The sequence below is a fragment of the Mesorhizobium sp. URHB0026 genome, assembly GCF_054059755.1.
Window position 1 is genome coordinate 3,534,167 of the sequence record NZ_JBSSCN010000001.1, and the last position, 12,551, is coordinate 3,546,717.

General features: G+C 64.0%; 11 protein-coding genes and 2 pseudogenes. 9 read left to right on the forward strand and 4 right to left on the reverse strand.

What is annotated here, in order from left to right:
- Positions 1 to 4 precede the first annotated feature (4 nt).
- From ACVWWD_RS17210 to rarD, 5 genes and pseudogenes are all read left to right on the forward strand, one after another.
- On the forward strand, positions 5 to 496 hold the full coding sequence (locus tag ACVWWD_RS17210) for a GFA family protein (protein ID WP_352546636.1): 492 nt from the start codon (positions 5 to 7) through the stop codon (positions 494 to 496).
- Positions 493 to 756 (forward strand): annotated as a pseudogene (locus ACVWWD_RS17215) (GFA family protein); the annotation flags it as partial. The gene ACVWWD_RS17210 and the pseudogene ACVWWD_RS17215, both read left to right, overlap by 4 nt.
- Before the next feature lie 210 nt (positions 757 to 966).
- On the forward strand, positions 967 to 1,917 hold the full coding sequence (pip, locus tag ACVWWD_RS17220; RefSeq protein WP_031252064.1) for a prolyl aminopeptidase: 951 nt from the start codon (positions 967 to 969) through the stop codon (positions 1,915 to 1,917).
- Complete coding sequence (gene cimA, locus ACVWWD_RS17225) at positions 1,914 to 3,536, forward strand: citramalate synthase (RefSeq protein ID WP_352546635.1); 1,623 nt, start codon at positions 1,914 to 1,916, stop codon at positions 3,534 to 3,536. Before pip ends, cimA begins: the two co-directional genes overlap by 4 nt.
- An 83-nt stretch (positions 3,537 to 3,619) precedes the next feature.
- Positions 3,620 to 4,546 (forward strand): EamA family transporter RarD, encoded by a 927-nt coding sequence (rarD, locus tag ACVWWD_RS17230; RefSeq protein WP_352546634.1) that lies wholly within the window; start codon positions 3,620 to 3,622, stop codon positions 4,544 to 4,546.
- On the opposite strand, the gene ACVWWD_RS17235 is transcribed toward rarD, so the two are convergent.
- The 3 genes and pseudogenes from ACVWWD_RS17235 to ACVWWD_RS17245 form a co-directional block, all read right to left on the reverse strand.
- The gene (locus tag ACVWWD_RS17235) at positions 4,524 to 5,522 is read right to left on the reverse strand and encodes a transporter (RefSeq protein ID WP_457103635.1); all 999 of its coding nucleotides are present in this window, start codon (positions 5,520 to 5,522) and stop codon (positions 4,524 to 4,526) included. The genes rarD and ACVWWD_RS17235 overlap by 23 nt on opposite strands.
- Positions 5,523 to 5,627: 105 nt before the next feature.
- Positions 5,628 to 6,409, reverse strand: a pseudogene (locus ACVWWD_RS17240) (glucose 1-dehydrogenase).
- A gap of 158 nt (positions 6,410 to 6,567) precedes the next feature.
- Entirely contained in the window at positions 6,568 to 6,858 is a 291-nt protein-coding gene (locus ACVWWD_RS17245) for a muconolactone Delta-isomerase family protein (RefSeq protein WP_023771667.1), read from the reverse strand.
- Between the two features lie 117 nt (positions 6,859 to 6,975).
- Between ACVWWD_RS17245 and ACVWWD_RS17250 the strand changes: the two genes are divergently transcribed.
- The gene (locus ACVWWD_RS17250) at positions 6,976 to 7,863 is read left to right on the forward strand and encodes a LysR family transcriptional regulator (RefSeq protein WP_023794874.1); all 888 of its coding nucleotides are present in this window, start codon (positions 6,976 to 6,978) and stop codon (positions 7,861 to 7,863) included.
- Between the two features lie 49 nt (positions 7,864 to 7,912).
- Here ACVWWD_RS17250 and ACVWWD_RS17255 read toward each other — a convergent pair whose 3' ends face one another.
- Positions 7,913 to 8,524, reverse strand: a complete 612-nt coding sequence (locus ACVWWD_RS17255) for an LOG family protein (RefSeq protein ID WP_352546633.1) — start codon at positions 8,522 to 8,524, stop codon at positions 7,913 to 7,915.
- 127 nt (positions 8,525 to 8,651) lie between these two features.
- Here ACVWWD_RS17255 and ACVWWD_RS17260 point away from each other — a divergent pair, with 127 nt between their 5' ends.
- From ACVWWD_RS17260 to ACVWWD_RS17270, 3 genes are all read left to right on the forward strand, one after another.
- Entirely contained in the window at positions 8,652 to 10,142 is a 1,491-nt protein-coding gene (locus ACVWWD_RS17260) for a LysM peptidoglycan-binding domain-containing protein (RefSeq protein WP_457103211.1), read from the forward strand.
- 79 nt (positions 10,143 to 10,221) lie between these two features.
- Positions 10,222 to 10,569 (forward strand): ArsR/SmtB family transcription factor, encoded by a 348-nt coding sequence (locus ACVWWD_RS17265; protein ID WP_457103212.1) that lies wholly within the window; start codon positions 10,222 to 10,224, stop codon positions 10,567 to 10,569.
- 24 nt (positions 10,570 to 10,593) lie between these two features.
- A complete protein-coding gene (locus tag ACVWWD_RS17270) occupies positions 10,594 to 12,477 on the forward strand; it encodes an ABCB family ABC transporter ATP-binding protein/permease (RefSeq protein ID WP_352546630.1) in 1,884 nt (627 codons plus the stop codon).
- Positions 12,478 to 12,551 lie beyond the last annotated feature (74 nt).

Consider the following 12,551-nt stretch of genomic DNA (forward strand, 5'->3'; position numbering starts at 1 on the left):
ACCGATGAGCCTCGACAACCGGCCGGTCTACACAGGCGGCTGCCAGTGCGGTGCGGTGCGCTTCCGCCTCGAAGGTGCGCTCGGCGACGCCTCGGTCTGCCACTGCCGCATGTGCCAGAAGGCCAGCGGCAATTTCTACCTGCCGCTGGTTTCGGTGCGCGGCGCCAAGGTCAACTGGACGCGCGGCGAACCGAAGCGGTTCCGTTCCTCCAATGCCGTATGGCGCGGCTTCTGCGCCGAATGCGGCACGCCGCTGACCTTCGAGGCGCCCGACGGCATGGCTCTGGCGATCGCCGCCTTCGATGATCCGGCTGGCATCGCGCCGACCATCCAGTGGGGCACGGAAGCGAAACTGCCCTATGTGGATTCCATTCCGCGATTGCCGGGCGAGGACACGATGGCGGATATCGGCTCCGCTCCTTATCTCGCCGAACTCATCTCCTATCAGCATCCCGACCACGACACCGACCAATGGCCGCCGGAGGAAAGACCATGACCGAAACTGTCCGAACCGGCGGCTGCCAATGCGGCGCCGTGCGCTTCCGCATCAAGGGGGTGCTGGGACGCGCATCCATCTGCCATTGTCGCATGTGCCAGAAACAGTTCGGCTCCTTCTTCGGCGCGCTTGTGACGGTACCCAAGGATGGCGTCGAATGGACCCATGAAGAACCAAGTTATTTCCAATCTTCGGTCAACATCGATCGCGGCTTCTGCGCCCGTTGCGGCACGCCGCTGACCTATCGGCAGCCAGGCGGGCTCGAGATCGCCATCGGCGCCTTCGACGACCGCTCGGATCTGGCGCCGAGGATCCAGGTCAACTATGCGGCACGGCTGCCTTGGGTCGAGACGATCTTCGACCAACCTGTCCACCAGGATCCCGATTATTACGCGCGGCAGGAGCAGATCATCTCCTTCCAACACCCCGATCACGAACACGGCCAACTGGCCGCAACAGGGTCTGAAAATATGAGCTTGCGCACCCTCTACCCGGAAATCGAACCGTTCGACTCGGGGATGCTCGATGTCGGCGACGGCCATATGGTCTATTGGGAGCGGTCGGGCACCAAGGGCGCCAAGCCGGCCGTGTTCCTGCATGGTGGACCGGGCGGCACCATCTCGCCAAAACACCGGCGCCTGTTTGACCCCAACCTTTACGATGTCATCCTGTTCGATCAGCGCGGCTGCGGAAAATCGACGCCGAACGCTTCGCTGGAGGCCAACACGACATGGCATCTCGTTGCCGACATCGAGCGACTGCGCGAAATGGCCGGCTTCGAAGATTGGCTGGTGTTCGGCGGTTCCTGGGGCTCGACGCTGGCGCTCGCCTATGCAGAGACACACCCTGATCGAGCCAGCGAACTGGTGGTGCGCGGCATCTACACGCTGACCCGCGCCGAGCTCGAATGGTATTATCAATTCGGCGTCTCGGAGATGTTCCCCGACAAATGGGAGCGTTTCCTGGCACCGATCCCGCAGGCCGAGCGCGGCGACATGATGGCCGCCTACCGCAAGCGGCTGGTCGGGTCCGACCGAAAGGCGCGGATCGAGGCCGCCCGCGCGTGGAGCCTGTGGGAAGGCGAGACGATCACCCTGCTTCCTGAACCCGAAACGAGCGGTCCGTTTGGCGAGGACGACTATGCGGTAGCCTTCGCCCGCATCGAAAACCACTACTTCGTCCATGCCGGCTGGCTCGAGGAGGGACAGTTGCTGCGCGATGCCGGGAAGCTCAAGGACATCCCCGGCACCATCGTCCACGGCCGCTACGACATGCCGTGCCCGGCGCGCTACGCCTGGGCGCTGCACAAGGCGTGGCCGAAGGCGGACTTTCATCTGATCGAAGGCGCCGGTCATGCCTATTCGGAGCCCGGCATTCTCGACCGGCTGATCCGCGCGACGGACAAGTTTGCGGGCAAATGACGATGAACCGCGAGCGCCTCTATCTCTTCGACACCACGCTCCGCGACGGCCAGCAGACGCCGGGCATCGACTTTTCGGTCGAGGACAAGATCGCGATTGCCAAACTGCTCGACGAGTTCGGCTTCGACTATGTCGAAGGTGGTTATCCCGGCGCCAATCCGACCGACACTGCATTCTTCCAGCAGAAGCGCACGGCACGCGCAAAATTCGTTGCGTTCGGCATGACCAAGCGGGCTGGGGTCTCAGCCTCTAACGATCCGGGGCTGGCGGCGCTTGTCCAATCGAAATCGGACGCCATCTGCTTCGTCGCCAAGAGCTGGGACTACCATGTTCGCGTGGCGCTCGGTTGCACCAACGAGGAGAACCTCGACTCCATAAAAGTTTCCGTCGAGGCGTCGGTCGCTTCGGACAAGGAAGCGATGGTCGATTGCGAGCATTTCTTCGACGGCTTCAAGGCCAATCCGGACTATGCGCTCGCTTGTGCGAAAACGGCCTACGATGCCGGCGCGCGCTGGGTGGTGCTTTGCGACACGAATGGCGGCACGCAGCCCTCGGAAGTCCGGGCAATCGTCAAGAAGGTCATCGCCGCGGGCATTCTGGGCAAGCATCTCGGCATTCATGCCCATGACGACACCGGCCAGGCGGTGGCCAATTCCCTTGCCGCAGTCGAGGCCGGCGTGCGCCAGATCCAGGGCACGCTGAATGGCATCGGCGAACGTTGCGGCAACGCCAATCTGATCTCGATCGTACCCACACTGGCGCTGAAGCCGGCTTTCGCCGACCGCTTCGAGACGGGAATTTCACCCGAAGCACTGACCGGAATTTCGCGCCTGTCGCGCGCCTTCGACGAATTGTTGAACCGCGCCCCGGAAGCGCAGGCGCCCTATGTCGGCTCGTCCGCCTTTGCCACCAAGGCGGGTATCCACGCTTCGGCGCTGGCCAAGGAGCCGGCGACCTATGAGCATGTGGAACCGCAAGCCGTGGGCAACCGCCGCCGCGTCATGGTCTCCGACCAGGGCGGCAAGGCCAATTTCCTCGCCGAGTTGAAGCGGCGCGGCATCGATGTGCCGAAGGAGGACCATCGGCTCGACGCCCTGATATCGGTGGTCAAGGAGCGCGAGGCCTCGGGCTATGCGTACGAGGGCGCCGACGCCTCCTTCGAACTCCTGGCGCGCAAGATGCTGCACGGCCTGCCGGAATTCTTCCACGTCACCTCGTTCCGCTGCATGATCGAACGCCGCTTCGATGCCAATGGGCAGTTGAAGACGGTGTCGGAAGCGGTGGTCAAGGTGCTGGTCGAGGGCGAGGAGAAGATGTCGGTGGCCGAGGGCCATGGTCCCGTCAACGCGCTCGACATTGCGCTCCGCAAGGATCTCGGCAGATACCAGAACGAGATCGCGGATCTCGAACTTGCCGACTTTAAGGTGCGCATCCTCAATGGCGGCACCGAGGCCATTACCCGCGTGCTCATCGAATCGCATGACTCGACCGGCGCGCGCTGGTGGACCGTCGGGGTCTCGGAAAACATCATCGATGCCTCGTTTCAGGCGCTAATGGATTCGATCGTCTACAAGCTGATGAAGAATCGCGAGATGGCGGGGTTGGTGGCGGCCGAGTAAGTTTGAACCATCAGCGAAAGTCCATTGATCCATCAGAACTTTGCGATGGTCTTGCCAAGATTACTGGGTCATAGCGTTGGGCCATGGCCACTGAAGCAATTACCCCCGATGCAGATGGAAAGGCCCGCCGCGGCTTCCTCCTGGCGCTTGGTGCTTATCTCTTGTGGGGGTTGCTGCCCTTCTACATGAAGGCAGTGGCGCATCTGCCGCTTGCCGAAGTGATTGCACACCGCATCGTCTGGTCGGTGCCGATTGCCGCGGCGGTCCTGGTCTGGACCGGCCGCACGGCCGACTTCAAGGTGGCGATCCGCTCGCCCCGCACCATCGCCATGGCGGCGCTGACGGCGGCACTGATCTCGGTCAACTGGGGCATCTATGTCTGGGCGATCGCCGTCGACCGCACCGTCGAGACAGCGCTCGGCTATTATATCAACCCACTGGTAAACGTCGTGGTCGGCGCGCTGCTGCTCGGCGAGCGGCTCGACCGGTTGCAGATCGCGGCGGTGGTGCTTGCCGCGGTCGCCGTCGCCGTGCTGACCGTCGACGGCGGCAAGCTGCCCTGGGTGTCGCTGGCATTGGCGTTTTCCTTCGCCGCCTACGGCTTCTTCCGCAAGACGTTGCCGATCGGCCCCAGCCAGGGTTTCCTGCTCGAAGTGCTTTTGCTGTCGGTACCGGCGCTGGGCTATATCGTCTTCCTGATCGCCACCGGACAGGACCATTTCGTCTCCAGCAATGGCACCGACACCGCGCTGCTCATCGGCTGCGGGCCGGTGACGGCCGTGCCGCTGCTGCTGTTCGCCTTCGGCGCCAAGCTGCTGCGCCTCTCGACCATCGGCATCATGCAGTACATAGCGCCGACCATGGTGTTTCTGATTGCCGTGCTGATCTTCGACGAGCCGTTCGGCACTACGCAGGCCGTCGCCTTTGCCCTTATCTGGGCGGCCCTTGCGGTCTATTCCTGGTCCATGCTGGCGACGGCGCGCCGGGCTACATCTGTCCGAGCCGCCTGACGAAAAGATAGGTCACGCCCGCGATCAGCAGCGACACGGCCGTGACCACCCAAAAACCCAATGGGGTGTTGACCAGCGGCAAACCACCGACATTCATGCCGAACAGGCCTGAGATGATGGTCATCGGCAACAGCACCGCCGTCATCACCGAGAGCACATAAAGCAGCCTGTTAGACTGCGTCGTCAGCTTGGCCATCAGTTCGTCCTGCAGCAGCCGCGTGCGCGCCTGCAACTGCTCGCCGTCATAGTGCAGCGTCTGGGCGCGATGCGAAAGCCGGGCCGCCATGTCGTTGATCGAATCCGGCAGGTCGTTGCGGTGCGAATGGTCGAGATGGCGAAACAGATTGGTCAGCGTCGCCATCTGTCGGTGGATGACCACCAAGTGCCGTCGTGCATCGACCAACGCCTGCCGCTCATTGTGCCATGCGTCGCAGACGATACGGTCCTCGATGCCATCGAGACTGTCGCTGAGTGCCGCGAGTTCCGCCGCCATTCCGTCGAACGACTGGCCGACGACAGCCTCGATCAACTCGGCCGGCGAGCGGAACTTGCGCGATCCGTTTTCGATCGCCTTGCGGATGTTGTCGACCGATTGCAGCGGTTGCTTGCGGGCGCCGACAAGCATCGTGTCGTTGAGGGCGAAGCGGAAATGACCAAGCCCGCCGGCTTCCGCCGAATAGTCATGGCGCAGGTCCGGCAGATCGCCATAGAGCCAGTCATCCTCGAGGTCGATGTGGCAGCCATGGCTGGCGGTCAGGAAAGCTTCGCGCACCGGCGCCGGCAATGCCTGATCGGCGCCGATCTCGCGGCGGGCGCGCATGTCGGACAGCTGGTAGCTGCGCCATGTCCAATGCGCGGCGGCGGCATCCCTGGTGCGAACCCCTTCGGTGGTAAAGTGGTAGATGAAGAACAGCCCGTGCTCATCGGGCAGGTAAGGCGACAGGTCAATGCCTTCGGAGGGGATGGCGATGTTCATGGCGGCTTCGCCGGTCTCTGATGCGGTCGGGGTCGCGGGGGTGGTCAAGCGCGATTTCTAGCATGGCATCCCGGATTTAGTGTGACTGTTTCGTGACGGCGTGCCCTAAAGGACGCAGGTGATCCCGCCATCCACCAGCAGCGTCTGTCCGCTCACGAAACTGGCGGCGTCGGACGCCAGGAACACGGCAGCGCCCGCGAGTTCCCTCACTTCGCCCCAGCGCCGCATCGGCGTGCGGCCGGTCAGCCAGGCGGAGAATGTCTCGTCGGCGACCAGCGCGGCGTTGAGCTCGGTCTTGAAATAGCCCGGCGCGATGGCGTTGACGCGCACGCCGTACTGGCCCCATTCGCCGGCCATCGACTTGGTCAGCATGGTGATGGCGCCCTTGCTCGCCGCGTAGGGCGCGATCGAGGGGCGTGCGAGCACGCTCTGCACCGAGGAGACATTGATGATCGACCCCCTTTGGCGCGCGATCATGCCCTTTACGACGGCCCTGCTCACCTTGAACGCGCCGTCCAGGTTGGTGCCATCAGCGCGTCCCAGTCGGCGTCGCTGAAGGTCTCCAACGGCGCCCGTCGCTGGATGCCGGCATTGTTGACCAGGATGTCGATCGGTGCGGTGCCGGTTTCCGCCGCTGCGATCGCCAAGTCGACCGACTGCGTGTCGGTCACGTCGATCACCGCTTCCGTGATCGAGTGGCCCGCGGCGCGCAGCTTGTCCGCGGCCGCTTTCAGATCGTCGGCCTTGCGGCCGCCGATCGTGACGCGCGCGCCGGCGCTCGCAAGCGCCTCCGCGAAGGCGAGGCCCAGGCCACGGCTGGCGCCGGTGATGAAGGCATGCTTGCCTTCGAGGCCGAACAGTTGGCCGAGATAGTCGGTCGAATGCAATTTGCACCTTCATCGATTGCGATTTATCGCCGTCAGTCGAAGGCTCGTTCGGCCCTTGGCAAGCGGCAGCGCCAGCGTGCCGCGTGGCTTGATGAGATGGAAGGCGCTTGTCGGCCTGGCGGTCTGGCTGACGACCACGATTGTCGCGGTCGTCGGCCTCAGCGCTTCGGCCCAAACCCCGGATAGGGATTGAGTGGTACGATCGCGGCAATGTCCATCATGCCGGCCTTGACCAGGGGCAAGGTGGCGAGATGGCCGCGCACATCGGCATCGCTGCCGACTTCGAACATGATGCCGCTGCCGGGAATGTCGCCGCGGTTCCAGATCTGGCGCACCGCGCCTTCGGCATAGAGGGTGCGACGCTGCTCGGCCTCGCCAGGCAGAAGGGGTGCGAAATCGGCATCGGTGAACTTTTCGGTGTTGCGGGTGAGAAGGGCAAGGAATTGCATTTCGATCTCCTGTTTGTCGGCGGTTGACCACAGGAGATATCGCGCCGGATAGTCAGACTGTCCAAGACTGATTAGGCTAAAGTTGAGACCCAAAAGGGCTTAACGTCGGAGGCAAAAATGTTCGACCTGCGCCAGATCAGATATTTCGTCACCGTCGCCGAAACCGGCAATGTGGGTCGAGCCGCCGAGCTGCTGCATATTTCGCAATCGCCGCTCAGTCGGCAGATCATGCAGCTGGAACAACAGCTTGGCGTCACTCTGTTCGAGCGGGCAAAGCAACGGGTTCATCTCAATGCCGAGGGCCGCGCCTTCCTGACCGAAGCCCGTGCGTTGCTGTCGAACGCGCGGCGGCTGGAGGAGCTTGGCCGCAACCTGGCCAGCGGTTCTGTCGGGCGCCTTGCCATCGGCTATGTCGAGGGTGCGGTCCATGCTGGGCTTGTCGCCGGCATGCTGCGTCAGTTCCGCCGCGACCGGCCGGATTTTCATCTGCAGTTGAGAAGCCTTCGCTCGGCGGCGCAGATGGAGGGACTTCGGCAACGGTCGCTCGATCTTGGTTTGACGTATGCCCCGGCAGCGGCCGACGATCCCGATATCGTCAGCGTGCCGCTGCGCCACGAGCCGCTGGTGCTTGCCATTCCTGAGGACGATCCGCTCGCCGATGTGGCTGATATCCAGCCGCGCCATCTCGACGGCCGCGTCTGGATCACCGTCGTGCGGCAGCCCGACGACACCAATCGTGGCCAGTTCCTCGCCGCTTGCGCCGAGGCTGGCTTCGTGCCCGACATTGCCTATGAAACAGCGGACCCGCTGACCTCGCTCGGGCTTGTCGGCGCCGGCCTTGGTCTCGCCACCGTGCAGGCGAGCCTGCGCACGGCCGCGCCGCCCTCCATCGTGTTCCGCGACATGCCATGGTTCGGCCGCATGGTTTCCATCCACCTCGCCTGGCGGCGGCAGGACCAGCGTGCGGTGATCGCCGATCTGCGGCAGGCTGCTCGGAGGGAGTAGGGGAAAGTGTACGCTCCGACACTGCAACCTACTACTCTATTCCCGTACTTTACATCTTGTCGATCACCGACTGGACGCCCTCGGTCGGCGCGTCGACCGAGGAGCCGGCGACCATGATGGCGGCGACGATTGCCTCGGGGTCGTTGACGACCAGCGGCTTCACACGCTGCGCGGTATGAATGAAGCCTTCCGCCGCCATGTGATCTAGTAGCGCAGTCATCGGATCCCAGAATCCGTTGACATTGCCGAAGACGATCGGTTTGCGGTGATGGCCAAGCTGCGCCCAGGTCATGATCTCCACGATCTCCTCGACTGTGCCGATGCCACCAGGCAGCGCCACAAAGGCGTCGGATTTCTCGAACATCTTGTGTTTGCGCTCGTGCATGTTGTCGGTGATCGACAACTCGTCGAGCCGGTCAAGCGCGGTTTCGGTTGCTTCCTTGTTGATGAGGAAGCGCGGAATGATGCCCGTCACCTTGCCGCCGGCCTTGAGCGCGCCTTCGGCGACGGCGCCCATAACGCCTTTGGTGCCGCCGCCATAGACCAGCCGCAGGCCTGCCCTTGCAATTGAGCGTCCAAGCAGATGGCCGGCCTTGACATAGATTTCATCGCGGCCCGGAGATGAGCCGCAATAGACGCAAACGGATCGAATCGTGTTCATGCCGATGATTGGTGATTGGGTCTGAAAGCGCGGTCAAGCCCTAGGGTTGAGAAGGCCGGGCTTTTTCTTGTCGGTCATGGCAAAACACGCTAGACCGGCGTTAGGTGGCTAAGGGGCAGGGAAATACATGGCAATCAATCCATTGAAGGCGTTCTTGTTCGCGGCGGGTGGGACCGTCGCGGCCGCGGGAACCGCCTATGTATCGGGCGCACTCGACCCGTATCTTCATCGCACACCGCCGGCGGAAGTCGCGGCGTTGACGCCGCCCGCGGCGCCGAAGCCGGCCGATCCTGGCACGGAAGGGCGCCTGCCGGCTCAGGCGGTGCCGGCCGCGCCGGGCGCGGCACCTCAGGCGACGGCCCCGGCAGCACCTGCAACGGACGCTGCGGCTCCGCCCGCAACCGATGCGGCGGCGCCTGCGGCGCCCGCGACGGCGGGTCCGATCGCGCCGACTTTCGATGTCGTGCGGGTCGAGAGCAACGGCTCGATCGTCGTTGCCGGCAACGCGGCGCCCAACTCGAAGGTCGAAATTCTCAACGGCGCGACGGTGATCGGCTCCACGGTTGCTGGTCCCGATGGTGCCTTTGTCATCGTGCTCGAAGATCCGCTGAAGCCCGGCGACTATACAATCGCCCTGCGTTCGACGGTCGGCGCGGTGGTGACCGCCTCGGCGCAGACCGCAGTCGTCTCGGTGCCGGCGAATGCGGCTGGCCAGGTGCTGGCCATGGTCGAGGAGCCGGGCAAGCCGGCCGAACTGCTCACCGTTCCGGCATCTGAGCCAAAGCCAGCCCCGGCAACCGGCGACCAGGCTGCCGCTCCTGCTGCTGAAGCGCCCGCCGCGCCGGCGACGGCCACGCCAGCCGTGGCTGCAGCAAAACCTGCTCCGGCGGCACCGGCCGCGCCCGCGGCAGCCGTGGCCGAACCAAAGATCGTGGTCGAGGCAGTCGAGATCGACGGCAACAAGATCTTTGTCGCCGGCCTCGCAGATCCAGGCCGCAAGGTGCGCGCCTACGCCAACGACATCCTGCTCGGCGACGCGCAGACCTCGTCGGACGGCCATTTCCTGGTCGAGGCGACGCGCGATATTCCGGTCGGCAGCTATACCATCCATGTTGACGGCCTCGACGCCGACGGCGTGAAGGTGGTGGCCCGCGCCGCAGTGCCCTTCGAGCGCGAGCCGGGCGAGGCGGTCGCCGCCGTTGCCCCCGCCGAGACCAAGCCCGCCGAGGCCAAGGCCGCGGCGCCCGCTGTTGCCGCCGCTGCTCCGGGCGAGACCGCGCCGGCTCCCGCCGCGCCAGCCACCGAGGCCCCGGCTAAGGTCGCGGCAGCCACGCCGCCGAGCGACGTGCCCGAAATCGTGTCGCCCAAGCTCGAACATGCCGACAGCGCGGTCATCATTCGGCGCAACGATACACTGTGGCGGATCTCGCGGCGCGTCTATGGTCACGGCATGCGCTACTCCACCATATACCTCGCCAACCAGGACCAGATCAGGAATCCGAACCGCATCTGGCCGGGGCAGGTGTTCAAGGTTCCGGAAAAGTCGAAGGAAGGCGAAGCCGCCGACCTCAAGGCCATGGGCGAGCAGGCGACGACCGCGCCGATGAAGACGGAATAGGGATAGACCGGCAATTCCGGCAATCTACCCATCGGCCTAGCTTGCCCTGTCATCGTTCATCGTCTATCGCCGATGAACGATGACAGAATGCGTTCCCTTACCAGACCATGCCGCCTCGGCACTGCCTGGCTGCATGCCGGACAGCCGTGCTGTCGCGGCGCGGTTCGCTGCACTTTCGCATCCGGCGCGGATCGAGATACTGAGGCATCTGTCGGCCAGCAATTCCTGCTGCTGCCGTGAGGTCGTCGACCGTTTCGCTCTGGCCCAGTCGACGATCTCCCAGCATCTGAAAATACTGGTCGAGGCGGGCCTTGTCCGGTTCGAGCCCGCCCGTCAGCGATCGCGCTATGCGGTCGATCGCGCGGCACTGGCCGACGTGTCGGCATCGCTGGCCGCGCTCATCAATTCCTGCTGCTCCGGCCGCTGACCCTCTCACCTAAAGGCAAGAAAAGTGGCCGAAAAAACCGTCTCCGCCGACACATCCACACTCACGACACTGCGCAATCTCTGGCCCTATATGTGGCCGGCCGACCGCGCCGATCTCAGGGCACGGGTGACGTGGGCGACGCTGCTGCTTGTCGTCGCCAAGGTGACGCTGGTCGCCGGTCCCTATTTCTTCAAATGGGCGACCGATGCGCTGGCGGGCGGCTTCAAAACGCCACCGCCGCTGCCATCGTTCATGCTTGCCCCGGTGATGCTGGTCATTGCCTATAATGTGCTGAGGCTCGTCCAGCTCGGCTTCAACCAGCTCCGCGATGCGCTGTTTGCCCGGGTCGGCCAGCATGCGGTTCGCCAGCTTGCCTTCCGCACCTTCGTGCACATGCATCAGCTGTCGCTACGCTTCCACCTGGAGCGCCGCACCGGCGGCCTGTCGCGCATCATCGAGCGCGGCACCAAGGGCATCGAGACGATCGTCCGCTTCATCATGCTCAACACCGCGCCGACGATCCTCGAATTCGGGCTGACCGCCGGCATATTCGGCTTCACCTATGGCTGGAAATATGTGGCCGTGGTGGCGGTCACCGTCTGCCTCTACGTCTGGTTCACGGTAAAGGCCAGCGATTGGCGCATCTCGATCCGCCGCGACATGAATGACAGCGACACCGACGCCAATACCAAGGCGATCGACTCGCTGCTCAACTTCGAAACGGTCAAGTATTTCACCAATGAGCGCATGGAGGCCGAGCGCTTCGACCGTTCGATGGCGCGTTACGAGGTCGCCGCAACCAAAACCTGGACCTCGCTCGGCTGGCTGAACTTCGGCCAGGGCTTCATCTTCGGCGTCGGCACGGTCGTCGTCATGTGCATGTCGGCGCTGGAGGTGCAGGCCGGCACCCAGAGCGTCGGCGATTTCGTTTTCATCAATGCCATGCTGGTACAGCTTTCCGTGCCGCTCAATTTCATCGGCTTTATCTATCGCGAAATCCGCCAGGGCCTCACCGACATCGAGCACATGTTCGACCTCCTCGACGTGCCGCAGGAGATCGTCGACAAGCCCAACGCCAAGCCGCTGGCCGTCAGCGCCGGCAAGGTCGAGTTCCGCGACGTCCACTTTTCCTATGATCCGAACCGCAAGATCCTGAAGGGCGTCTCCTTCGAGGTGCCGGCCGGCAAGACCGTTGCCATTGTCGGGCCGTCGGGTGCGGGCAAGTCGACCATCTCGCGGTTGCTGTTCCGCTTCTACGACGTGCAGGGTGGCCAGGTTCTGATCGACGGCCAGGACGTGAGGGACGTGACGCAGGACAGCCTGCGCGCGGTGCTCGGCATGGTGCCGCAGGACACGGTGCTGTTCAACGACACCATCGCCTACAACATCCGCTACGGCCGTGTCGGCGCGGGCGAGGAAGAGGTGCGCAAGGCCGCCGAACTCGCCCAGATCGGGCCGTTTATCGAGAAGCTGCCCGACGGCTACAAGTCGATGGTCGGCGAGCGCGGGCTGAAACTTTCCGGCGGCGAGAAGCAGCGCGTGGCGATCGCCCGCACCATCCTGAAGGCACCGCCGATCCTGATGCTCGACGAAGCGACTTCCGCACTGGACAGTCATACAGAGCAGGAGATCCAGGCCGCGCTCGACCTCGTCAGCAAGGGCCGCACCACCATCGTCATCGCTCACCGCCTGTCGACGGTGATTGCCGCCGACGAAATCATCGTGCTGAAGGACGGTCAGATAGCCGAGCGCGGCACCCATGTCGACCTGATGCGAAAGCACGGCCTCTATGCCTCGATGTGGGACCGCCAGCGCGAGGCGACCGAAGCCGAGGAGCGGCTGCGCATTGCCCGCGAAAGCGACGAACTGGGTGTCGTCGTGCGCCGGCGCACATCGGAGATGTCGTAGCTCAAGAAACCTCTTGACCTCAACTTGGGTTGAGATTGTAGACCGTCGCCCGAGAGTCGCAAAACAGCATCGTC